This window comes from Streptosporangium sp. NBC_01755 (assembly GCF_035917995.1).
GTDB lineage: Bacteria > Actinomycetota > Actinomycetes > Streptosporangiales > Streptosporangiaceae > Streptosporangium.
The window spans coordinates 5,311,320-5,333,476 of the sequence record NZ_CP109131.1; the positions used below are offsets into that span (position 1 = coordinate 5,311,320).

The 22,157-nt window shown below is 67.2% G+C and carries 21 protein-coding genes; 9 read left to right on the forward strand and 12 right to left on the reverse strand.

Translation table 11 applies throughout. From position 1 onward, the window contains the following. The first annotated feature begins 349 nt into the window (after window positions 1–349). The gene (locus OG884_RS25285) at window positions 350–1,453 is read left to right on the forward strand and encodes an acyltransferase family protein (protein WP_326636861.1); all 1,104 of its coding nucleotides are present in this window, start codon (window positions 350–352) and stop codon (window positions 1,451–1,453) included. Here OG884_RS25285 and OG884_RS37625 read toward each other — a convergent pair. After that, window positions 1,378–1,623 carry a DUF4143 domain-containing protein gene (locus tag OG884_RS37625; protein ID WP_442811523.1) on the reverse strand — a complete coding sequence of 82 codons (246 nt, stop codon included), beginning with the start codon at window positions 1,621–1,623 and terminating at the stop codon, window positions 1,378–1,380. The genes OG884_RS25285 and OG884_RS37625 overlap by 76 nt on opposite strands. A 146-nt stretch (window positions 1,624–1,769) precedes the next feature. On the opposite strand from OG884_RS37625, the gene OG884_RS25290 reads away from it, so the two are divergent. Both OG884_RS25290 and ltrA read left to right on the forward strand, forming a co-directional pair. Further along, window positions 1,770–2,987, forward strand: coding sequence for an MFS transporter (locus OG884_RS25290; protein WP_326636863.1), 1,218 nt, complete (start codon window positions 1,770–1,772; stop codon window positions 2,985–2,987). Window positions 2,988–3,596: 609 nt separating this feature from the next. Continuing rightward, a complete protein-coding gene (ltrA, locus tag OG884_RS25295; RefSeq protein WP_326636118.1) occupies window positions 3,597–4,976 on the forward strand; it encodes a group II intron reverse transcriptase/maturase in 1,380 nt (459 codons plus the stop codon). Between the two features lie 295 nt (window positions 4,977–5,271). Here ltrA and OG884_RS25300 read toward each other — a convergent pair whose 3' ends face one another. Then, entirely contained in the window at window positions 5,272–5,823 is a 552-nt protein-coding gene (locus OG884_RS25300; RefSeq protein WP_326636865.1) for a RidA family protein, read from the reverse strand. Window positions 5,824–6,301: 478 nt separating this feature from the next. Then, a complete protein-coding gene (locus OG884_RS25305; RefSeq protein ID WP_326636866.1) occupies window positions 6,302–6,439 on the reverse strand; it encodes a hypothetical protein in 138 nt (45 codons plus the stop codon). A 432-nt stretch (window positions 6,440–6,871) separates the two neighbouring features. On the opposite strand from OG884_RS25305, the gene OG884_RS25310 reads away from it, so the two are divergent. Beyond that, entirely contained in the window at window positions 6,872–8,143 is a 1,272-nt protein-coding gene (locus OG884_RS25310; RefSeq protein WP_326636868.1) for an ATP-binding protein, read from the forward strand. A gap of 59 nt (window positions 8,144–8,202) precedes the next feature. Here OG884_RS25310 and OG884_RS25315 read toward each other — a convergent pair whose 3' ends face one another. The 4 genes from OG884_RS25315 to OG884_RS25330 all read right to left on the reverse strand — a co-directional run bounded on the left by OG884_RS25315 (window position 8,203) and on the right by OG884_RS25330 (window position 12,232). Beyond that, window positions 8,203–9,135, reverse strand: a complete 933-nt coding sequence (locus OG884_RS25315; RefSeq protein ID WP_326636869.1) for an acyl-ACP desaturase — start codon at window positions 9,133–9,135, stop codon at window positions 8,203–8,205. A 122-nt stretch (window positions 9,136–9,257) separates the two neighbouring features. Further along, window positions 9,258–9,983 (reverse strand): DUF998 domain-containing protein, encoded by a 726-nt coding sequence (locus OG884_RS25320; protein ID WP_326636871.1) that lies wholly within the window; start codon window positions 9,981–9,983, stop codon window positions 9,258–9,260. 183 nt (window positions 9,984–10,166) lie between these two features. Next, window positions 10,167–11,390, reverse strand: a complete 1,224-nt coding sequence (locus OG884_RS25325; RefSeq protein WP_442811524.1) for a glycosyltransferase — start codon at window positions 11,388–11,390, stop codon at window positions 10,167–10,169. An 11-nt stretch (window positions 11,391–11,401) separates the two neighbouring features. Beyond that, entirely contained in the window at window positions 11,402–12,232 is an 831-nt protein-coding gene (locus OG884_RS25330; RefSeq protein WP_326636873.1) for a DMT family transporter, read from the reverse strand. A 302-nt stretch (window positions 12,233–12,534) separates the two neighbouring features. Here OG884_RS25330 and OG884_RS25335 point away from each other — a divergent pair, with 302 nt between their 5' ends. Continuing rightward, window positions 12,535–12,768: a lipocalin-like domain-containing protein gene (locus tag OG884_RS25335; protein ID WP_326636875.1), complete on the forward strand. Its 234-nt coding sequence runs from the start codon at window positions 12,535–12,537 to the stop codon at window positions 12,766–12,768. Here the strand turns inward: OG884_RS25335 and OG884_RS25340 are convergent. After that, window positions 12,705–13,334: a DedA family protein gene (locus OG884_RS25340; protein ID WP_326636876.1), complete on the reverse strand. Its 630-nt coding sequence runs from the start codon at window positions 13,332–13,334 to the stop codon at window positions 12,705–12,707. The genes OG884_RS25335 and OG884_RS25340 overlap by 64 nt on opposite strands. Window positions 13,335–13,556: 222 nt before the next feature. Further along, complete coding sequence (locus OG884_RS25345) at window positions 13,557–14,210, reverse strand: VC0807 family protein (protein WP_326636878.1); 654 nt, start codon at window positions 14,208–14,210, stop codon at window positions 13,557–13,559. Window positions 14,211–14,502: 292 nt separating this feature from the next. On the opposite strand from OG884_RS25345, the gene OG884_RS25350 reads away from it, so the two are divergent. Continuing rightward, complete coding sequence (locus OG884_RS25350) at window positions 14,503–14,850, forward strand: luciferase domain-containing protein (RefSeq protein ID WP_326636880.1); 348 nt, start codon at window positions 14,503–14,505, stop codon at window positions 14,848–14,850. Here the strand turns inward: OG884_RS25350 and leuE are convergent. Then, on the reverse strand, window positions 14,831–15,484 hold the full coding sequence (gene leuE / locus OG884_RS25355) for a leucine efflux protein LeuE (RefSeq protein WP_326636882.1): 654 nt from the start codon (window positions 15,482–15,484) through the stop codon (window positions 14,831–14,833). The genes OG884_RS25350 and leuE overlap by 20 nt on opposite strands. A gap of 862 nt (window positions 15,485–16,346) precedes the next feature. Between leuE and OG884_RS25360 the strand changes: the two genes are divergently transcribed. From OG884_RS25360 to OG884_RS25370, 3 genes are all read left to right on the forward strand, one after another. Further along, window positions 16,347–17,150 (forward strand): cellulose binding domain-containing protein, encoded by an 804-nt coding sequence (locus tag OG884_RS25360; protein ID WP_326636884.1) that lies wholly within the window; start codon window positions 16,347–16,349, stop codon window positions 17,148–17,150. Window positions 17,151–17,260: 110 nt separating this feature from the next. Then, a complete protein-coding gene (locus tag OG884_RS25365; protein ID WP_326636886.1) occupies window positions 17,261–19,276 on the forward strand; it encodes a carbohydrate binding domain-containing protein in 2,016 nt (671 codons plus the stop codon). Between the two features lie 43 nt (window positions 19,277–19,319). Next, window positions 19,320–19,766: a PhzF family phenazine biosynthesis protein gene (locus tag OG884_RS25370; protein WP_326636888.1), complete on the forward strand. Its 447-nt coding sequence runs from the start codon at window positions 19,320–19,322 to the stop codon at window positions 19,764–19,766. 6 nt (window positions 19,767–19,772) lie between these two features. Here OG884_RS25370 and OG884_RS25375 read toward each other — a convergent pair whose 3' ends face one another. Next, window positions 19,773–20,501, reverse strand: coding sequence for a DUF6597 domain-containing transcriptional factor (locus OG884_RS25375; RefSeq protein WP_326636890.1), 729 nt, complete (start codon window positions 20,499–20,501; stop codon window positions 19,773–19,775). Between the two features lie 9 nt (window positions 20,502–20,510). After that, on the reverse strand, window positions 20,511–21,677 hold the full coding sequence (locus tag OG884_RS25380) for an AI-2E family transporter (protein WP_326636892.1): 1,167 nt from the start codon (window positions 21,675–21,677) through the stop codon (window positions 20,511–20,513). Between the last annotated feature and the right edge of the window lie 480 nt (window positions 21,678–22,157).

Consider the following 22,157-nt stretch of genomic DNA (forward strand, 5'->3'; position numbering starts at 1 on the left):
ATAACCTTTCGGTTTGTTTCGGTCCTTCCACCTACATATAACGGATATCCGAATATTGAGAATGATCAACCGGCATGCGGGGCAGGGATCGTAGCGCCCTCGAACAATGATCTGGTTCCGAGTTTTGTGCCTACCCGATAATTGCCATTAATGGTGACTAAATCCTTGAAACCTGCCGATTGTCGGCGCATCCCTGGCGGATATGGCAAAGTGTTTCATTGATATCGGTAGGCGTGGGGGAACTGTCCAGGCGGTGTCGGGTCCGGGATTGCCCTTCGATTACCTGTACGGGGAGTTAACGTTTAGCGACCGAGGTAAAGTGGATCATTCCCCCTTTCGAAGCGCGGCTGTGGAGAGTGACAGTTCCTCCGGACCGGTTTCGGAGACCGGGCGGCAGCGCACCCCGCGGCGTGACCGGCTCTACGAAATCGACGCACTCCGTATCACCGCGGCCGTCTCGGTGGTGGTGTACCACTACGTCTTCTCCGCGTACGCGGGTGGCATGAGCAAGGTCGAATTCCCCGTCGCGGGTGAGATCGCCAGGTTCGGTTACCTGGGCGTGGACATGTTCTTCATGATCAGCGGTTTTGTCGTGCTGCTCAGTGCCTGGGATCGTCGGCCGGGAGCCTTCCTGGTCTCGCGGATCGTCCGGCTCTATCCGGCCTTCTGGGTCGCGGTCACGATCACCGCGCTGGTCTCGGTCACGCTGGGTATGGGCAAGTACCCCGTCACGCTCGTGCAGTACCTCGCCAACCTGACGATGTTCAACTCGTTGCCCGACATCCCCAACGTCGACGTCGTCTACTGGACGCTGTGGGCCGAGATCAGGTTCTACGCGCTCATCTTCGTGCTCGCCTGGATCGGCATCACCCGAGGCCGGGTCATCGGGGTGCTGTGGGGCTGGCTGGCGCTGACCTTCCTGCTGCAGAGCGGGTTGCTTCCCGCCTCGGTCCACTCACTGGCCGACCTGGTGGTGCAGTCGCAGTTCTCGCACTACTTCATCGCGGGTATGGCCTTGTGCATGGTCTACCGGTTCGGCCCGTCCTGGCAGCTCAGCGCGATCGTCCTGATCTCCTTCGGCAACGCCGTCTACCGGGGCATCGAGTTCGCCGGCAAGGTGGGCACCCGCTACCACACCGAGATCGAGAGTGCCGTCGTGGTGGCCGTCATCGTCGCGATCTTCATCGTGATGTTCCTCGTCTCGCTCCGCGTCACCCAGCGGCTCGGCCGCCCCTGGTTCGCCATCGCCGGAGCCCTGACCTACCCGCTGTACCTGATCCACGCGCACGTCGGCTTCATTATCTTCGACCGGCTCGGTGACATCGTGCAGCGGCATGTGCTGCTGGTCGGGATGCTGGTGCTGATGTGTCTGGCGGCCTACGCCATCAACATCGCGGTCGAACGTCCGCTGGCACCCCGGTTGAAACGGCTCCTTACCCCGATCTCCACGTAGTTGCGGACAGTAGGTGTGGAGATGCTCAGTTCGGACCCGAGCCGACTGAGGTTGAGTAGCCCTCCGGTCTGCGCCGCGAGGAGCGCGAGGAGTCTCCGCATGTCGCTGGTGCGCTCGATGTCCGCGCTCATCTGGCCGGGGTGCGCAGGAGGAGGGCCGGTCCGTGGCATAGGCTAGGTGATTGTTGCGTTCCACAGGACGCATGCAATGACCGCTCGGCGGCCGCGAAAGCGGTATCACCCCGGTCGAAGCCCACCACCCCCGGTGGGCTCCCGAGCCGGGCGGGGTTTCCGTCTGGATGTTGGACGGAGATCTGTTGAAGTCGTACCTTGCCGTGCTCGGCTCCCCCGGAGCGTGGCGCTTCCTCGTTCCCGCGTTCCTCGCGCGCCTGCCGTACGCGATGCTCCAGCTCGGCATCCTGCTGCTCGTGCAGTGGTCCACCGGCTCGTACGGCGTGGCGGGTGTCGCCGCTGCCGCCGCCGCAGTGGCGGCGGCGCTGGCCGGTCCGCAGACCGGGCGGCTGGCCGACAGGTACGGTCAGGCGAAGGTGCTGTTCCCGCAGGTCGGCCTGCATGCCGCCGCGCTGGGCACGCTGCTCCTGCTCGCCTCCACCCATGCTCCGGCCCTGGCGCTGGTGGTCGTCGCGGCACTGGTCGGTGCCTCGGTGCCGCAGATCGGTTCGATGGTCCGGGCCCGCTGGGCGCACATGCTCGGCGGCTCCGGCAGGCTCGATGCGGCCTTCGCCCTGGAGTCCATCACCGATGAGCTGACCTTCACCCTCGCCCCGGTGCTGCTGGTGGCCATCTCGACCGGGTTCTCACCGGTCTGGGCGTTGCTGCTGGCGCTGGTCATGATCGTGACCGGGACGTTGCTGTTCGCCCTGGTCGGCAAGGGCGCTCCCGAGCCGATGCCGGTCCGGGTCCGTGCCCAGCGCGGAGTGCTCCGGCTGCGGGGGGTGGCCGTGCTCGCGGGTGCCTTCATCGCCATCGGCACCGTCTTCGGTAGTCTCCAGGTCGGCGTCACCTCCTACACCGCCGCACTCGGCCAGGCCGGAGCGGCAGGGCCGATCTACGCGACCTTCTCGGGGGCCAGCTTCGTCGGCGGCATCCTCTACGGCGTCGTCCGCTGGCGGGCGGTTGCCCCGATCCGTCTCGTGGCGGGCGTCGGACTGCTCTCCGCAGCCACGGCCGTCCTGACGCTCGCCACTTCCATCCCCATGCTGTATGGCGGAGCCGCTCTGGCCGGGTTCGTCATCGCCCCCGCCGTGATCACCGGCTACACGCTGGTCGAGGCCCTGGTGCCCAGCGAGGTCAGGACCGAGGCGTTCACCTGGCTCACCGGTGCGATCGGACTGGGCATCGCGACCGGCGCCGCCGTGGCCGGTCAGCTCGTGGACCGCTTCGGCGAGGCCCTGGCCTTCCTGGTCCCGCCGATCACCACCGGCCTGGCGGCCGTGCTCATCCTGATCTTCCTCCGAACCCTGAGGCCCGCCACCCAACGCTCACAGCCTCGCGAACTGGCTCCAGCCGCCTGAGGCATGCCTACTGAGGCGATCATGTGCGCCCAGTAGAACTGGAGGTGAAGCCGTGACATAGCGGCTGATCTGCATGTTCGTAAGCTCGTCGTCGCTTGCCGGTGAAAGTCCGGTCCGGGTAGCTGCCAGGAGGCCCGGTAGCAGGCTGGCGGCTTCGTCTGGAAACGGGCGGGGTCGAAGCCCAGCGTCAAAAGCCCTTAAGGGGGAGCGACGATGCGGTCCGTAGCATGACGCGAAGCCTGCGGCGTCGTTACTCAGCCGTCTTCGGACGGGACAAGGGAGAGCCGAGCCCCTCGTGATCGGGGTGAAGGCCATGGAAGCGGCGAAGAGCCTGGAAATTGCAGCCGCGAAGAACTCCCCGGCGTATGGGGCGCGGAACGTATCGATAGTGACGGCGGGAACTGGGGAGGCCCTCCCCGGCCCGGTGACCTGCGGAAGGTGTTACCGGAGCGTGGCGTCCTATAACCGGTCAACGCCGGGAAGTGGATTGCTGGCCGGGTGGGCGTCGGAGGCGGCCGTAGTACTGCTTGAGCCGACCGGACAACATAACCGGCGGTGAGGGAAGGGCCGCTACTTCGTCGATGCATATTGAGGTGGAGGAGGGGCTCGGTGAGTGCCGTTTTGGCTATTCCCGCCGCCGTGGGGCCGCGTGTTCCGCGTGATCCGGTCCGCGCCTTGCAGCATGTGCTCTACCGGGCGGCCAAGGCCGATCCCGGACGTCGGTTCCACGCGCTCATGGACAAGGTCTATCGCAGAGACGTTCTGGAGCGCGGGTGGGTCATGGTGCGCAGCAACAACGGCGCACCGGGCATCGACGCGACCACGCTGGCCGACATCGAGGAGTACGGGATCGTCCGGCTTCTTGAGGAGTTGGCCGCGGAACTTCGGCAGGGCCGGTATCGGCCATTGCCCGCGCGCCGGGTGATGATCCCCAAGCCTGGGCTGAAGGACGAGTACCGGCCGTTGTCGATTCCCGCTGTTCGGGATCGGATCGTGCAGGCCGCTGTGAAGATCGTGTTCGAACCGGTCTTCGAGGCGGACATGGCTGATTGCTCATTCGGGTTTCGCCCGAAGCGCTCAGCACACGATGCTCTGCAAGTGCTCATTGAGGAGCAGGCGCGGGGCCGCCGGTGGGTGGTCGAGACGGACATCGCCAACTGCTTTTCGGCGATTCCGCACGATGAGTTGATGCGTGCGATCGAGGAACGCGTCTGCGATCAGTCGCTCCTGAAGCTCCTGCGGGTGATTCTGCGCGCCGGGGTGATGGAGGACGGACAGATCCGGCGAGAGGTCACCGGCACGCCACAAGGCGGCGTGGTTTCACCCGTCCTCTGTAACGTCTACCTGCACCGATTGGATCGGGCGTGGGACGAGGCGGACGGCGTGCTGGCCCGCTATGCCGACGACGCGATCGTGATGTGCTGGTCCCGCGGTCAAGCCGAGCGGGCCCTGGCCCGCCTGACGGAGCTGCTGGCGGCACTCGGTTTGGAGCCGAAGGCCGCCAAGACCCGCATCGTGCACCTGGAGGTCGGTGGGGAAGGCCTGGACTTCCTGGGCTTTCACCACCGGCTGGTGCGCTCACGCGGGTTCAACGGGAAACGGCCGTTCGTTTTCCTCGCTCGCTGGCCCTCAGACAGGGCGATGCAACACGCCCGCGACCGGATCCGTGACCTCACGGACGGCCGCAGGCTGCTGCTTCGCACCGAAGCGATCACCAAGGAGGTCAACCTGTTCCTGCGGGGATGGGCTGGCTATTTCCGGTACGGGCATTCTGCCCGGCGCTTTAGCAAGATCAGAGAGTTCGCCTGGATGCGCCTGGCGCTGTTCCTCAGCCGAAAACACCGGCGCAGCCGGAGCTACGGCCGGGGCGTGCTGAAACGCTCGCTCAGCGATCTCGGCTTGATCAGCCTGTATGGAATCGTCGTCGCGCCCAGGGCGGGCAAGCCCTGGCGGGAAAGGCCGAATGCCGGCGGTGAACGACGTCGGTGAGCCGTGTGCGGGAGAACCGCATGCACGGATCGAGGTGGCGGGGGTTGGAAACGGAGCGAAGAACCTGGTCACGGCCACTGGGGTGGCACACCCGTCCGGGAAACCGACGGAAGGAAGGCCCCAGGCCCTCCCGCCAGGAGAAGCCACCGCGCCAGCCCCCGACCCTACAAATATTGAGATTTTCCGGAGGTCCAGGTGGTCCGCCTGCCACTCCAGCAGGGCCGACGCGCCTTCCGATCTTCTCAAAAGTCCCAGAACTTATGATCGGCTCAGTAGTTCGGGTTCGTGCCGGGCTTCAAGGCAGTGCCCGGCAAGCGGTCACCTCGATCTCAATCATGAGTCCGGGAAGAAGTAGCTGGCTCACCTGGATTGTCGTCGAGGTCGGGAACGGCCCGTTAGCGTAGATGCTCTTGCGATACGGCAAGGCGTTGATCAAGGCGGATGTATCGGTTACGTACATGTTCTCGCGCACGACATGGCGAAAATCGAGGGAGTATTTGGCCAGGCTCTCCTTGATGCGCTGGTAGATGAATTGCATCTGAGCGGCCAGGTCGCCGGGGGATACAGGGTTGAAATCCGTGTCGAGGGCCGCCGTACCCGATAGCCACAGAGTGTTGTCCACCTGGACGCCCTGGGAGTAGCCGAGGGAACGTTGCTGGGACTTCCAGTAGTAGAAGAGATCGGTGCGTCTGGACGACGACGCCGCGGCTGCCGACGCGTCGGGGGTGACGAGTTGGCTGGCGACAGCGGCTACTCCCGCAGCGCCGACGCCGGTCAGGAGGCGGCGGCGGACTGCTCCGCTGTTGAGTAGGGCGTCATTTGAGTTCAACTCGCTCTGAGAGCTCATCTTTGCGCATCTCCTGTGGTGAGGGGTGTTGTTGTTGGACGTCGGCTCCTATGGGCAGCGGGGAAAAAGCCAGGGGGCGACCATCGCAACACGCGCTGCGCTGCATTTAAAAGCGCAGGCGAATCTAATCTTCGTGAGAAACGAGAGTGAAAATGATTTGCTGCTCACTGGGGGGAGAGCAGCACCGTCTCGGACGAGCCGGGAACCCGTAAGTAGTCATTGGTGTGACTCGTACCCATGCCAAGACCTCCTGGCCGTTATTTCGGTTGCCCGAATCCGGCACATCGGCAGATCTGAAACTCTTGGGAAGAGTGTTTGTCCGCTACGGGGCTGTAGTCAAGGCCTGTGAGCCAAGATCTTTTAGGGGTTGTTGGCAGAGGATTGCTGAACCTGAAAGCTCGACGTGACACGCGATCATGCCTATGACCTGCAGTGACAGGCGCGTTCTGCGTAACGTTGACCTTTGATCATCAGTACGCTAAGGCTGGCCCGGCGCCGGCAGCACCCCACCCGACACCGCCGACGCCGCCTGCCAGGCCGGCGCGATCACCATCTCCAGTCGCCGCCCGGCCGGCCCACCGTACGATCCGCAGCAGCCGGTTGCCTTCATCGTCATCGATCTCACGTACGTGAACCCGTTCAGCCACCCGCAGAGTCTGAAGCGATCGCGCCGGCCAAGGTAGGACCTTAATCGGCGTGTCACCACGAAACAGGGCAAACCCAAGCTGCTACGGCATGGGCTCTCCACCTGCTGCGAGGGTCTGGGATGGACGGCGATCGCCCCTGTCCTCACGCTAGGGAAAACACGTCCAAATGGACACGACTTGTGCGTTCAGCAGGACGTGGATTGTGTGGCTGATCGGATGTGACTTGTGTGTTCAATGGAATGTGAGTTGTGTGGCTGATCGGATGTGACTTGTGCGTTTGGTGGGGCGTTGGTTGTGTGGCTGATCGGATGTGACTTGTGTGTTCAATGGGACGCGGATCATGCGGCTGATCGGACATGAAATGCTCGTCTGATCAGTCATCATGGTGGCACGATTGGAGCATGTCTGAGCTGGTCACGCCACTCGGAAGGGTGGTCAGTCGTAATGCCGAGCGCCTGGTTCGTGAGGCGCTCGCCGACACCCGAGTAGTGCTGATCAACGGAGCGCGGCAGTCGGGAAAGAGCACGCTGGCCGCTCTCATCGCGGGCTCTAGGGAGAGTTCGTTCACTCGGAGCCTGGACCGCCCGGAGAACCTCACCGCCGCGCAGGAAGATCCGAACACATTCGTAGAGCATTCAGGTCTGCTCGTCATCGACGAGATGCAGCACGCGCCGGAACTTCTGAGCTCCATCAAGTATCAGGTGGATACCGACTCCCGCCCGGGCCGGTTCCTGCTGACCGGGTCGGCGAGGGTGCTCGGTTTGAAATCTCTCCCCGACGCACTGCCCGGGCAGATGGAGACGATCGAACTCTGGCCCTTCTCACAGGGAGAGATCGATGGCGGAGCAGACGATTTCGTGGATTCTGTCTTTCATCTGGCGGACGGCCCGCTTCCGCGCCTGCCCGGTGAAAGCCGGCGCGCCTTGGCCCTGCGCATCGCTAGAGGCGGGTTTCCTGAGGCGGTCGCTCGCCCCGACCCCCGGCGCAGACGCCGTTTTCTCGCTTCATACGTCAATACGTTGATCGAGCGAGACATCCGGGATCTGTCCGATATCTCAAATCCTGTCGATCTACGTCGGCTGCTCCAGCTCGTGGCGGCCCGGACAGGGCAGTTGCTGGTAACAGCGAATCTGGCTTCAGACCTGAGTGTCTCGGCCAAAACGGCACAACGATATTTGGATCTCTGTGAAGAGATCTTCCTCATCAAGCGGGTTCCCGCGTGGTCGAGCAGCCTGGCGACCAGAACGATCGGGACTCCGAAAGTCGCGTGTGCCGACTCGGGGATCGCCACGTATCTTCTCGGGCTGGACGAGAACAGGCTGGCATCCGGGGGGGATCTCTTCGGACCGCTCCTGGAGGGCTTCGTCCTGATGGAGTTGGCGCGGCAGCTCAGTTGGGCGGAAGAAGAAGTCCGGCTCTTTCATTACCGCACCAAGGACCAGGTGGAGGTCGACGCTGTGCTTGAGACAGCCGACGGACGCGTCGCCGGTGTCGAGGTCAAGGCGAGCGCCACGGTCAGGAGTGGCGATTTTCGCGGCCTTCGTCTGCTGGAACGCCAGACGGGCGACGCGTTCGCGGCGGGGGTCGTCCTCTACACCGGCGATCAGTCCCTGAGTTTCGGTCCCAGGTTGAAGGCGTTGCCGGTCAGTGCGCTCTGGCGGCTGCGACTCTGACGCGGAGCACAGTGGGGGAGAGGGACCGCCGCGTGGCGGTCCCTCTGGGCGGGACGGTGTCAGAGGCCGGCGGCCTGGCGGGCGCGGCGGGCCTCGCGGCGCTCGACGAAGCGGGAGGCGGTGGTCTCCAGGCGGTCGAGGAATTCGGAGAGCTCCTCGCGGGCCTTCTCACCCTCGGGGCCGAACTCCTTCATGTTGAAGACGTCCCACTGGCGCAGGACCGGCTGCAGGACGTCGTCCATGTGCAGGCGCAGGTCGTAGATTCCGGCGTTGGCGATGGTCATGGCCTTGCGGGTGAAGCCATCGATGCCGGTGCCGGGCATCTGGAAGGTGGTGACGACGTCGGTCACGGCGCGCATGGTCTGGTCCGGGGCGAGCTGGAAGGCCGCGTTGAGCAGGTTCCGGTAGAAGAGCATGTGCAGGTTCTCGTCGGCGGCGATCCTGGCGAGCAGGCGCTCGCAGTTCGGGTCCTCGGAGGCCTTGCCGGTGTTGCGGTGCGAGATGCGGGTGGCCAGTTCCTGGAAGGAGACGTAGGCGACCGAGGCGAGCACGCCCTCGTAGGAGTTGCTGAAGCCCTCGCTCATGTGCACCATCCGGGCCCGCTCCAGCGCGACCGGGTCGACCGCGCGGGTGACCGTCAGGTAGTCGCGGATGGCGGTGCCGTGGCGGCCCTCCTCGGCGGTCCAGCGGTGGACCCAGGTGCCCCATGCCGCGTCGCGGCCCAGGGTCGTGGCGATCTCATGGTGGTAGCTGGGGAGGTTGTCCTCGGTCAGCAGGTTGACGATGAGGGAGACGCGAGCCTCTTCGGGGATCTTGGTGTCTGACTCGTCCCAGGCGTCCCCGTCGAAGAGGCCGTCGTAGTTCCGGCCTTCCGACCAGGGCACGTACTCGTGCGGGAACCACTCCTTGGCCACCTTGTGGTGCCGGTCCAGCTCCCCCGCGACGACGGGCTCAAGCTCGAGCAGCAGCTCGGTCTCACTGAACTTTCGCATCAGGCCTCTCCCTCAAAGACTACGCAACCGTAACCTACGTTAGCGTAGGTAAGACCTTGCCGGGTACGTGCGACACGTCTCATTTGCTCGCTCGTGAGCGATCGGAGGGAGGGGATTTGTCGTCAGCCGAGGCCTATCGGCTGGTGAGGGCGCCTGGCATCGTCCGGGCCGGGCTGGATGGGAACCGTCACACCCCGGTCGTTCCCCGGCTTCCGGTGGTCGAGGCGACCGGTCACGCCGTCGCCCTCCCGGTGTCCTGATCGCAGGGCGGCGAGGAAGACCAGCGTCATCTCGGCGAGCAGCAGCAGGCGCTGCGCCAGGCCGTAGTGGTCGGGGCCGCCGATCAGATCCGAGATCAGCGAGCCCGGGTGGGCGGCCAGGAACCAGGCCAGCAGCACCACGGAGGCGACAGCGGCCCCCGCCAGTGCCCGGCTCCCGGACCGGCGGCCGAGCATCCACCCCGCGCAGGGGAGCGCGGTGAAGACCACGGCAGCCGACCAGCGGTGGATCTCCCCGCCGATCGAGGTGACACCGGGCGCCGCGTCGGTGGGGAACGTGGCGGTGAGCAGGAGTCCCAGTGCCGAGGCGACGAACAGTGCGCGCGCCGCGGCGCCGCGCACCGGGTCCACCCGGGCCAGCAGGTAGGCGACCCAGAGGCAGCCCATGGCCAGGGCGATCGTGCCGCCGGCCATCACCCAGGCGCTGTCGCCGCGCAGTGCGTACTCGCTGACCAGGCTCTTCGTCGGGTTCACCGCGCCTGCCGAGACCATGTGCGCGTAGCCCATCGCGGCCAGGGCGAGCAACGGACCGGCCACGCCCGGCAGCCGGGACGACGGGTTCTCGTTCATCGCGCCGCCTCACGGTGAGTCGCTGTGGAGTTCATCGCCCCGCCTCCCGATAAATCGTCTCGGAGTTCATTGGATCGCCTCCGGTGCTCAGCCCCGGAGTTCACCGCGCCATGTCCTGGTAGATCACCGCGGAGTTCGTCGCCCAGGCTCCCGGCGCCCCGCCCCGGAGTTCGTTTCGAGGGGTCACCGCGCCGCCTCCCGGTAGATCGCCTCGAACCTGGCCAGGGAGGCATGGTGGTCGTGGGTCAGCGCGATGGCACGGCTCGCGGCGCCCATCGAGGCGCGCAGTCCGGGGGAGGCGAGCAGCGTGGTCAGGTGCCGTGCCAGCTCCTGGACATCGCCCGGTGAGAACAGGCCGCCGTTCTCGCCGGGCCGTACCAGGTGCGGCAGGGCCATCGCATCGGCGGCGACGACCGGCAGGCCGGTGGCCATGGCCTCCAGCGTGGCGATGCTCTGCAGCTCCGCGACGCCCGGCATGGCGAAGACGTCGGCGGCGGCGTACGCCTGGGGCAGAGCCTCGTCCGGTACGAACCCGAGGAAGGTCACCCGGTCGCCGACCCCGATCCGGTCGGCCAGCCTGGCGAGCGAGGCCTGCTGCCCACCGGTACCGACCAGTGCGATCTGCGCGTCGGCGCCGTTGAGCACGTGCGGCAGGGCGCGGATGAGCTCGTCCAGCCGCTTCTCCTCGTCCAACCGGCCGACGAACAGGATCGTGTCCCGATCGGGCAGGCCGAAAGCCCCGCGCGCCCACGCCTTCGGCTCGGCACGCGGCTGGAACCTCGCCAGGTCGATGCCGCAGGAGACGGGCTCCACCGGCGGGCCGAAGCCCTTCGCGGTGAGCAGTCCCGCCGCGATGCCGGTGGGCGTGGTGACATGGTCCGCCCGGGAGAAGACCCGGTTGAAGTCCTTCCAGGCCAGCGCGCCCGCTTTGGTGCGGAGCCGTTCGGGGATGTGCGCGAACTGGAAGAGATTGTCCGGCATGAAATGGTTGGTCGCCACGACGGGGATGCCGGCACGCCGGGAGGCGGAGATCGCCGCGCGGCCGACGATGAAGTGCCCCTGCGTGTGGACCACGTCAGGGGAGATCTCGCTGATGAGCCGGTCCAGCCGGGTCGGCACCGCGAGCCGCATGGTCGGGTGGACCAGCGTCGGCGCCGAGCGCAGCCGGTGCACGGTCACCCCCTCCACCTGCTCGGTCCTGGCCGGCCCGAAATCCGAGGCGCACACCACGTGGACCTCGTTGTCCCGCTCGGCCAGGCCCCGGGCCAGCCGGTGGGTGAAGTAGGCGGCGCCGTTCACGTCCGGTGGGTAGGTGTCGGTGGCGATCAGCACCCGGCGAGGCCGGGTGGGAAGGATGGCGGGGGCCCGCGCGGGGATCGGCAGGGCGGTGGCGGACGGCATGGCCATCAAGACTCCGTTCATCGTGCTATCGCGTCGTGCGATGGGGACATCGGGGTGGTACGGGCCAGTGAGACGGTTCCGGCGGCGGTGAGCGCCGCCGCCGCCAGTGCGGTGAGCACCGCCGCCACGCCGGTCGGCAGTGGTTCACCGAGCAGGAGGGCGCCGAAGACGACGGCGGTGAGGGGGTCGGACACCTGGAGGGCGGCGAAGGCGACGCCGAAGTGGCCGACGGCGTAGGCGCGCTGGAGCAGGGCCAGTGCGATCAGGGCGGGTATCGGGACGGCGAGCAGGAACCAGAACTCCCCGTCGCCGTCGACCAGGACACGGGTGAGCGTGGCGGTCGCGCCGTACAGCACGCCCGCGCCCATGGCGAGCAGGCAGGCTCTCGCGGCGGGTGAGGCGTATCTGGACGCGGCCCACAGCGCCAGGGCGGCGGCGGCCGCCCCCGCGAGCAGGGCCGCCGCCGCCCCGCTGCCAAGGTGTGGGTCGCCGCCGTGGTCGGGCACGACCAGCACCAGGCCGATCAGCCCGATCGCGATCACCGCCGCGGAGGCCAGCTCGCCCGGCCGGGGTCTGCGACGTTGCAGGGCGGCGGCACAGGGCAGGGCGAACAGGAGGCTGGCCACGCCCATCGGCTGGACCACGGTGAGCGGGCCGTACTTCAGCGCGACGACGTGCAGGGCCGTGCCCGCCGCGATGGCCAGGCCGCCGAGCAGCCATCTGGGGCGTCGGACAAGCTGCCTCAGCACGGCACGGGACGTGCTCGCCGCCTCGAACTGCTGCAGCGCGGCGCCGAGTGCGAAGAACAGTGACCCCAGCAACGCCAGGCCGGCCGCCAGCACAGTCATGCGCACTCCTCCCAACCAGATGAAGCCACGGCGAGATGACCGGATCGCCTCTGGGAGGCGTCCGGTTAGGGTCTCGCGATGAACACTGGAAGCGTCCCGTGGAAGGAGACACCGGAGCCATCGGGGTTTACCCTGACTTCGCAGGGAATTCCCCGGGATTCGCATCGGGGCTGTTGCTAGTGGCCCCATACCGAACGTTGACCGGGAAACCCGCAGCGGGGAACAGACGTTCCGGCCCGGAAAAGCCCGGTCAAGGTTCGGAGACGCCCCTAGCCGGATTCTCTTTTCGTAGTTTCGCGGGCATGGATCTCGTGGGTGCCTGGCGCCTGGTCGAGTGGCGGATCGTCAGCGCCGTGGGCAGGGTTTCGCACCCCATCGGCACCGACGCGGTGGGGCTGCTCTGCTACACCCCCGACGGCCGCATGAGCGTGACCATCGCGCGCCGGTCGAGCCTCGCCGTCCCGGTCCGCCGTCAGTCACCGGAGGTGACCAGGCTCGCCTGCGGCTCCGCCGGGACTCGATGCCGGCGCAGGTAGCGGACGGCCTCGACCACGGCGGTGATCGTCACGGCGATTCCCAGACCGAGCAGCAGGCCCTTGAACGGGTCGTTCTCGAAGGCCACGCCGCCCACGTAGCCGATCAGTCCCGAGTAGAGCGCCCAGGACAGCGCGGCCACCGCGTCGAAGAGGGCGAACGAGCGCCGAGGGTAGGCGACCGCGCCCATGGTGAGGGTGCAGGCGGTCCGGCCACCCGGAATGTAGCGGGCCACCACGAGGATCAGGCCGCCCCGCTCCGCCAGTGCCCGCTCCGCCCAGGCGAACGTCTTGCGGCTGCGCCTGCCGTTGCGCAGCCGGTTGCCGGCGCCGCGCCCGATGGCGTACGAGATGTGGTCGCCCGCGAACGCGCCCAGCGCGGCCACCGCGATGACCAGCGGCAGGTCGGGCGCGCCGGTGGCGGCGGCGAACACCCCGGCGGTGATCACGGATGTCTCCGCCGGCACCACGGGGAAGAACCCGTCGAGTAACGCCAGCGCGAACAGTGCCAGATAGATCCAGGGAGATGCCATCGCATCGTGCAGAGTGTCAAGGATTGCCTGTGTCACGCCGGGCTCCAGTCGGGGGCGGGGATGTCTCGCACGGAACGCTGACACCCCGGTGATCCCCGGGTATCCGGGAGAACCCCCGAGGTCTCCGGTCATGTCCCTGAGATCACCACGAAATCCGTCACATCGACCCTAGGAACCGGGCGGAGCCGGTCACATCATCCGAATGGCCCCCCTCATCTCCGACTTTCGTCGGGGGACCGCTGCCGGGACGGCGCGTTCCTAGGCGGGCGGGACGGCGAGGGGATCGTAGTGCAGGCGGCGTAGCACCCGGCGGAAGGCGTACAGCGAGAAGGCCACGGCCAGGCCGCTGATCACGGCCACGGCCGAGGTACGGACCAGCAGGTAGGTGCCGATCGACTCGTGGAGCTCGTGGAGCAGGAGCCAGATGCTCACCGCGGAGTTGGCCAGCAGCACGAAGGCCCACAGCAAAGTGATGCGGGCGAAGAACCGGCGGACCCGCTCGTGTTTCAGCACAGCCGACGGCAGGTGGATGTAGTCGAGGGTCAGCCGCTGCACCAGTGGGCGGTTGAGCCGGACCGAGGCGAGGAAGACCATGCTGATGCAGATCGTCCCCAGTTCGGGCTGGAGGAAGTAGAGCACCGCGCTCCCGGTCCAGAACCCGAGCAGCGCCCGGACGGTGATCGCGATGACGGCGAGGATCATCGTCCCGGGCACGGGAATCCGCCGGACCAGCCGCCACCCCACTCCCGCGTACACCCAGGTGACCGCGGCGACCAGCGCACCCCGCAGGCCGAGGACGGCCAGCGCGGCGTAGAAGACGGCCAGGGGGGCGACGACGCCCTCCAGCAGCCTCGGCGCCGCCTGTCTGGCCAGAGCGGCGAGGCGGGGGAGGACGATGGGCTGATGGCTCATGACGCTCCACGGCTGGTGCGGTGGTGGGCGCTGGACGTTCGCGCCTACCCCGGCACGACGTACGCATGCCGGGAATGTCGAGGGCGATCGCGGAGATTGCCGTCTCCGGCTGTTCACCGGCTGCTCACCGTATCTGAGCGAGGCCCACCTTCTCGTGAAAACCGCCTTTTACCAGCTCAATCGGGTATGAAGGAAGTGTGAATTATTACAATTAATGAAGAGGATCACTTTTCCGGTAACGGTTGAGAAACGGAAGCTTTCCCGATCGGCTCCGGTCCGCGACGATGAGAGCATGGCAGTGCTCAGCACGCGCGCGTCCCGCCGTTCCACCGAGGGCGTTGCGAATGTGGCGGCCCAGCTCATCGGCTGGCCCGACCTGGCGCTGAAACGCACCCGCAGGGGGCTGGGATTCCGGTCCGGAGGCAGGGAGATCGTCAGGATGTCCGGCGATCACACCGCGGAGTTGCTCCTCACCACCGACGTGATCGACCGGTGGGCCCGGGTGCTCACCGACTGCCACCGGGTCACCCCCGGCGCCGACGCCGGGTGGGTGGCCATGACCATCGAGGGCCGGGCCGACGCCGAGCTGTTCCTCTCACTCGTCAGCGTCGCGATCAAGGTCAACCAAGGGTCGCGGTAGCCAGCCTCACGCCGAAGCCGATGAAGAGCGCGCCCACGCCCGTCCGCAGTGCCGTCGACATGCCGCGGCGGGACCGGAACTGGCCGGCCAGGAACGTCCCGCCGAAGATCAGTGCAGACAGGTAGAGCACGCTGAACAGCTGGCAGATCCCGCCCAGGATCAGGAACGACAGCGCGGGGGTGCCGTAGGCGGGGTCCACGAACTGGATGAAGAACGAGACGAAGAACAGGATCGCCTTCGGGTTCATCAGGCTGATCACCAGGGCCTTGCGGAAGGGGCTCTCCGCGGTCCGCTCCGATTCCGGGGGCATCGCCCGCGCGCTCTCGGGGGAGCGCCGTGAACGCCAGGCCCCCCGCAGCATCTGGAACCCGATCCACGCCAGGTAACCCGCCCCGGCGTACTTGACGACGTTGAACAGGATCGGCGTCGACTTCAGCAACGACGCGACCCCCGCCGCGGCGAGCACCATCAGGACGGTGTCGCCGAGGAACACCCCCATGACCCCTCGGTACCCCTGGCGTATCCCACGCTGGGCGGCGGTGGTGAGTACGTACAGCGAGTTCGGGCCGGGCAGCAGGATGATGAAGAAGGCGCCGACCACATAGGTCCAGATGTCGGTGATGCCGAAGAACATGGTGGTGCTCCAGGGGGCGTTATGGGATGCATCGCTACCGTACCGCCAGGAGATTCCTTACCATTCCGCAGGTCCGATGGTCAGCGGATGGGGTCATCTCGCCGTACCGGACGCCGAAGCCGTGCCGGACGCCGAAGCCGTGCCGGGGAACGGCTGCCGGGGTGATCGCCGAGTGTTCCGTCGCGTGCCCTGTGCGCGCTTTGGACCGTTCCTGCCCGATAGGGCGGCGGCCGATGTTTTTGGGTCTTGTGGCAGGACCATGTCAAGGCTACGATCACGACAACTCTTAGGAAACTTTCCTAAAAGAAGTGTCGAATGGGGGTGCCCTTGGCTCGTGCGCCCCCTGTGACCAGATCATGAGCTGCGAAAACTCGGCGGCGTGAGCCGTCGCAACCGAAGGTCCGACCGTCCGGACGCCTCGCCCCCCAGGTTCCACGTCCATGGGAGCGATCATGCGGCGCACCTTTCCCCTCCTCGTCCTGACTGCGGTTGCAAACCCCCGCCGCGCCCTGCCCGCGCCCGGTGCTCCCGTCCCGGCCATGCTTGGCGTTCTCGTCCCGGCCATGCCCGGTGCTCCCGTCCCGGCCATGCTTGGCGCTCCCGCCCCGACCGCTCTCGGCGCCGCCGTCGCCGTGGTCCCATCCGCCGGTCGGCGATGCCCGGCGCGTGCGACGGCAGTGGCACCCACGACTCGGTGAGCCCGGCGCTCCCCGGCGTCCCACGCTGATCAACGGAACGGCCTCAGCACGGCGGGACCGCGCCCATCTCGCCGTACGGCACGCACCCACGTTCGCGCCCGCGCACCTCCCCGCGTGGCGCGGGCCGTACGGTCACACCCCCCCACAGAACGCATGAGGTTAACGTGAAATTACGCGCCATCGCTCGTTCTCTCGTCGCCCTGGCGGCCCGCGTCCTGGCGATGACGGTCGCACTACCCGCCCAGGCCGCATCCCCCACCGCTGTCTTCACCAAGGTCTCCGACTGGGGGGCCGGTTTCGAGGGCAAGTACACGATCACCAATGGTGGCACCACCACGATCAACGGCTGGTCGGTCGCCTTCGACCTGCCCGCCGGGGCCAACATCGGTTCCTTCTGGGACGCGTCGATGAGCCGGAGCGGGCAGCGCTTCACCTTCACCAACGTCGGCTGGAACGGCACCCTGGCGCCCGGCGCAACCGCGAGCTTCGGCTTCAACGGCAGCCCCGGCGGCGCCACCCCGTCCAACTGCACGCTCAACGGCGCGGCCTGCGGCGGCGGCACCAACCCCGGCACCCCGGGCGCGCCCGGTACCCCGTCGGTCACCGGCACCACCAACTCCTCGATCTCCCTGTCCGTTCGACTTCGGCGCCTCCAACATCTACACCGACACCGTCAACGCCTCCGAGGGCCTGAAGAACGCGCTGAAGGCGGCCAACGGCTGGACCGACGCGCAGGCGTACGCCCGGATGGGCATCTCCGGCATGAACGGTCTGTCCGACCAGCAGGAGCTGACCACGGTGGCGGCCTGGACCCAGATCCGAGACTGGGCCAAGTCCAAGGGCCTGACCCGCCTCGCCTACTGGGCGGTCAACCGCGACCGACCCTGCCCGGTGGCGGCGTGGTCTCCAACTGCAGCGGCATCGCTCAGTCCGACTGGGACTTCACCCGCGTCACCGCCGGCTTCTAAGCCGTGCGATCCGTACGGCCCGTACCCCACCCGGGGCGCGGGTCGTACCCCCCACGACACCCTCCTGGAAATCCTTGCGGGGTAATCGGATGCACCTCAGGAAACTCGCCGTGGCCGCCGTGCCGGCGCTCGGCGGGACGATGCTCGCCACGACACCGGCCCACGCGGCCAACATCGCGACGAACCCGGGCTTCGAGGACGGGCTGAGCGGCTGGACCTGCTCGTCCTCCTCGGGCGTGACGACCGTCTCCTCGCCCGTACACGGCGGGACCAAAGCGCTACAGGCCACCCCGGCAGGGAACGACACCGCCCGATGCCAGCAGACGGTCAGCGTCAGACCGTCCTCGGCCTACACCCTGTCGGCCTGGGTCAGGGGCGGCTACGTCTTCCTCGGCGCGACCGGAACCGGCGGGACCGACCCCAGCACCTGGGGGTCCTCGCCGTCGTCCTACACCCAGCTGTCCACCTCGTTCACCGGCGAGGTTTCCCCCTCCGCGTCCGCAGGTCTCACGGGGCGGTCTCATGGGTCGGTCTCGGGGGGTCCGGTCTCATGGGTCGGTCTCAGGGGGTCCGGTCTCACGGGGCGGGTACACCCTCTCAAGCCTGGAGTGGTTCGCGACGCGCGGTGGTCGCTCGTCGTGACGGCCTGGATCCCCAGGGTCGCCAAAACTGGCAGAGAGGTCTCGTTTTGGGGACTGGGTGGCTGGTTGGGGGTGGGGTCCGGCAGGCTAGGGGCCGTCATGGACTACGCAATTCTCACGGGGTTCATCCTCGTCACAGGTGTCGTGCTCGCCCTGGTCGCACAGTGGAAGGGCTGGCGGCCCTCACTGCTGGCCGTGCTGGGGGTCGGAATCGTCTTCAGGGTGCTCATCATGACCACCTCGGCGATGGACACCTGGCAGCCGGTCGACTTCGTGAACAGCTTCAAACCCGCCGGCGAGGCGGTCCTGAACCGTGAGGATCCCGTCCTGGGGAGCAACGGCGGCTGGCACTTCTTGCCGACCATCCCCTACGTCTATGGCTTCCTGCTCTGGCTGGGCATCCCCTGGGAGATCGGCGGGCGCCTGGTCACCGTGGTCGCCGACATCGCGCTGATCCCGCTGGTCGGCAAGCTCGCCGGAGGCTCCAAGGCGTCGTTGCGCGCCTTCCAGTACGCCTGCAACCCGCTGGCCATCCTGGTCGCCTCTGTGCACGGCCAGGTCGAGCCGGTCGCCCTGGTCTTCGGCGTCGCCGCCTTCGTCGTCGCCCGGGGGCCCGGCGACCCCGACCGGCCCGGTATCCGGACCGACGTGGTCGCGCTGGTGCGGGGCAGCGTCGCGTTCCGCGGCCTGCCCGGTGCCGTACGGCACGCCACCGGTTCCACCGGCGTGGTCCGGAGGGCGCTCACCCCGCGCCCCGGCGACCGGCAGTCCCTGCGTCGTGCCCTGTTCGCGGGGCTGCTGATGGGCCTGGCGCTCTGCGCCAAGAGCTGGCCGATCTGGCTCATCCCCGGCATGCTCCTGCTGCTGCCCACCTTCCGCGCCCGCGTCGTGGCGTTCGTGGCCACCGGCATCGCGCCGATCTTCTTCCTGGTCACCCTGCCGATCTTCGCCGGCACCTCGCTGAGCCAGATCCCCGAGGTCATTCGGGTGATCCAGGACGTTCGCCCGATCGTCGGCCAGTGGGGTTACAGCGCCATCCTCATGCACGGCGTCAACGATCTGAACCAGGCGATCGCCACCTTCGGCACCCGTCTGGTCTACGTCACCCTGCTGGTGACCGCCTTCCTGTGGCGCCGCGCCGACCCGGTCGACCTCACCACGGCGCTGCTGATCGCCTTCATGGTCGCCACTCCCAGGCTCGGCGCGCAGTACCTCCTGTGGTTCATGCCGTTCCTGGTCGCCCGTCCGACCCGTTTTGCCTGGCCGGCCATCATCGGGGTGTCCTTCTGGGCGGCGTTCGGTTACCTCTACATGACCCAGTTCGACTCCGCCACCTGGCGGAGCCTGCATGTCTTCTGGTCCCAGGGCTCCATCGTGCTCCTGCCGATCCTGGTGCTCGCGCTGCCATGGGCGCGCCGCGTCTTCAAAGCGCCTGACGCTCCCGAGGAACCACCATCCCTGAAGCCCGTTCCGGCCTCCGCCTAACCTGTCACCACTGTGATGGGTTAGGCGGTTAGGGTAGGTAGGTGTGACGAACACTGTGGAAATCCTGCGCTACACGGCCTTCACTCATGATCCCGAGGGGGGAAACCCCGCCGGGATCGTCCTCGACGCGGCCGGGCTCTCCGACCAGGAGATGCTCGCCGTCGCCGCCGAGGTCGGATACTACGAGCGGCTGAAGGCGTTGATGATCCGCGAGGACTGGACGACGGTGAACCTGTTCTGGCAGGAGAACGACGAGCGGTTCCACACCCGCAACCCGTTCCCTGTCGGGGGCGTCGTGGAGGACCCGGCCACCGGGGCCGCGGCCGCCGCCTTCGGTGGCTACCTGCGCACCATCGGCTCCGGCTCCTCGGAGTTCACGGTCATCCAGGGAGTGGCCATGGGGCGGCCCAGCACACTGAAGGTCTCGATCGCCTCGGCTGACGGCCGGAGCCGGGTGAGTGGCGGAGCGGTGGCGATGGAGATCGTCTGAATCCCCCTAGTACCCGTCGTCCGACCGTCCGATCAGCCGGCCCAAGGGCATCCCAGCCAGCCGCCGCACCTCGTTCGCCATATGGGCCTGGTCGGCGTACCCGCTGGCCACGGCGACCTCGGCCGCCGCGACGCCGCGCCTGGCCAGCCGCAGTGCCCGCTGGAACCTGACCACCCGCTGCAGCGTCTTCGGGCCGTACCCGAAAGCCCGCAGGGACCGGCGCAGAAGCTGCCGCTCACCGAGCCCCAGATCCCAGGCCACCTCCCTGACACTCCGCCCCGCCAGCAGTGCCGCGGCGATCGCCGACGCGGCGGGATCGGGTCTGGACGCCGCGCGCAGTCGTACGGCCAGAGCCCGTTGTACGACGGCGGCGACCGGCTCCGACGGACGCCCCGTGCAAGGGGCCAGCTCGGACAGTTCCCTGAGCGGTTCCAGCTCGGACAGCGGTACCCGCAGGTCACGCAGGCTGTCGAGCGGCACGCCGAACACCCCGCCCGCCGCGCCCGGCCTGAACCGGATCCCGATGTAGCGGTCGCCTGGCGACATCCGGACGGTTTTCGGGCCGGTGTCGGGACCCGCGACCTGTGCTCCCCCCGGACCCCAGATCAGATCCACACAGCCGTCGGGTACGACCAGCTGGGTCGTGCCCGTGGCCATGACGGTGGTCGCCTCATTGATCCACACGCAGGCCACCCGCGCGGCGATGCGGGAGTCCGGGGCCCACTCGCGATACATGGCCTCAGGCTACGGCGGAGGAGATCCTCTCCCGTCCTTGTCCGAGGGCTTTCCCTGATCCTGCTTGTCCGAGGGTTTTTCCTGATCCCGCTGGTCTGAGGGCTTTTCCTGGTCCTGCCCTACCGCCGGCTGCTCGTCCTCGGGGACGTTCCCGGAGATGAGAGCGGCGGCCCACTCGCCGTCGGGATCGCTGTCGATCAGCAGCGCGCGGGCCAGCAGGCTGAGCGGGATGGCCAGCAGCGCGCCCAGCGGGCCGAGCAGGAACGTCCACAGGATGAGCGAGATGAAGGTCAGAGTCGTGGACAGGCCGACGGCGTCGCCGAGGTACTTGGGCTGTATCAGCGACTGCACCACGAAGTTGATCAATATGTAGGCGATGATCACGAAGATCATGGTTTCGAGCCCGCCTGACAGGAGGCCGAGCAGGGCGGGCGGCAGCAGTCCCAGCACGAAGCCGATGTTGGGAACGTAGTTGGTGATCAGTGCCAGCACGCCCCAGAGGAGGGGGAGCGGTACGTCGAGAATCCAGAGCGCGGCCACGTCCAGCACGGAACAGATCAGCCCGAACCCCGTCGAGACCAGAAGATAACGGCGGACCTCACGGCTGAAGTGATGAAGCGCATTGACGAGTAGGGGCCTGTGCGCCGCCCCCATGGCGAGAATCCGGGAGAACGCCTGCGCGTCCAGGCACATGGCCAGGAGCAGGACGACGATCAGAACGAAGCTGGAGAACGCCCCCACCAGCCCGCTGAGGACTTCCTGTGCAAACGCGATGATCTTTCCGGGGTAGAAGGAACTGATCGCCTCGTTTATCTGCTGTGTGCCGATGCCGAGCCTGGCCGCCAGCTGCTGGGCCTCGTGAACGAGCTGGTTGAACTGTTTGTCGTAGGTGGGCACGAGGACCGCCGTCTGTGCGATCGCCACGGTCAGGATCGCCACCATGCCCAGGAGTACCAGCAGCACGATCACCAGGGGGACGGCGACTAGTACCCACCCAGGAGCACCGTGCTTGTGGAGCCGGGTTCTGACCGGGGAGACCGCCAGCACCAGGACCAGGGCCAGCAGCGTCGGTCCGACGATCGAGTCGATTTCCTTGATGCCCGCGAGGGTGACCACGGCACCTGCGGTGCAGAGAAGCACGACGAGTGCCCTGGGCAACACTCTCTGGTCCGTCATATCGAGTCTCTACCCAACGGGCGGAAAACACGTCCGCATAGGGCACGCTTCGATTTGACGGGACCCGGTGGCGTACATAGAGTTCACAGGCCCGAGGGGGTTGGCGGAGATCGCCAGAGCCTCGGGACCCTCCTTCTGATCATCTCCCTTCGTTGGGACGCGTGCGTCACGACGGCATCCGATTGGACAACAAGCGGATGTTGGAGTAAGTTAGAGGGGTTGCCCTGGAAACAGGGTGGTCGCAATCCTAGCGGATTCGGCGGGTTGGGGTCGATGGTCGGAAAACCGGCAATTTGACACAAGCCCGGCAGATCCGATAAGATGGTGACACGGAATGGAACGCCCTGAAGTCTGGGACACCGCGAAGGCGGGTCCGCGGACGACGGTGTACGCGTCCGTTTCTTGAGAACTCAACAGTGTGTTAAAAGCCAGTGCATGAAGCACAACCCTGTCCGACCTGCCCTTTGGGGTGGGAGGACG

Bases quoted from the DNA above. Each gene is read 5' to 3' on its own strand.
- OG884_RS25375 (WP_326636890.1), bottom strand. From the start codon at position 20,501: ATGTATCGCGAGTGGGCCCCGGACTCCCGCATCGCCGCGCGGGTGGCC.
- OG884_RS25345 (WP_326636878.1), bottom strand. From the start codon at position 14,210: ATGAGCCATCAGCCCATCGTCCTCCCCCGCCTCGCCGCTCTGGCCAGA.
- OG884_RS25330 (WP_326636873.1), bottom strand. From the start codon at position 12,232: ATGACTGTGCTGGCGGCCGGCCTGGCGTTGCTGGGGTCACTGTTCTTC.
- OG884_RS25380 (WP_326636892.1), bottom strand. From the start codon at position 21,677: ATGACGGACCAGAGAGTGTTGCCCAGGGCACTCGTCGTGCTTCTCTGC.
- OG884_RS25310 (WP_326636868.1), top strand. From the start codon at position 6,872: ATGTCTGAGCTGGTCACGCCACTCGGAAGGGTGGTCAGTCGTAATGCC.
- OG884_RS25335 (WP_326636875.1), top strand. From the start codon at position 12,535: ATGGATCTCGTGGGTGCCTGGCGCCTGGTCGAGTGGCGGATCGTCAGC.
- OG884_RS25300 (WP_326636865.1), bottom strand. From the start codon at position 5,823: ATGAGCTCTCAGAGCGAGTTGAACTCAAATGACGCCCTACTCAACAGC.
- OG884_RS37625 (WP_442811523.1), bottom strand. From the start codon at position 1,623: ATGCCACGGACCGGCCCTCCTCCTGCGCACCCCGGCCAGATGAGCGCG.
- OG884_RS25305 (WP_326636866.1), bottom strand. From the start codon at position 6,439: ATGACGATGAAGGCAACCGGCTGCTGCGGATCGTACGGTGGGCCGGCC.
- OG884_RS25325 (WP_442811524.1), bottom strand. From the start codon at position 11,390: ATGGCCATGCCGTCCGCCACCGCCCTGCCGATCCCCGCGCGGGCCCCC.
- OG884_RS25320 (WP_326636871.1), bottom strand. From the start codon at position 9,983: ATGAACGAGAACCCGTCGTCCCGGCTGCCGGGCGTGGCCGGTCCGTTG.
- OG884_RS25350 (WP_326636880.1), top strand. From the start codon at position 14,503: ATGGCAGTGCTCAGCACGCGCGCGTCCCGCCGTTCCACCGAGGGCGTT.
- OG884_RS25315 (WP_326636869.1), bottom strand. From the start codon at position 9,135: ATGCGAAAGTTCAGTGAGACCGAGCTGCTGCTCGAGCTTGAGCCCGTC.
- leuE (WP_326636882.1), bottom strand. From the start codon at position 15,484: ATGTTCTTCGGCATCACCGACATCTGGACCTATGTGGTCGGCGCCTTC.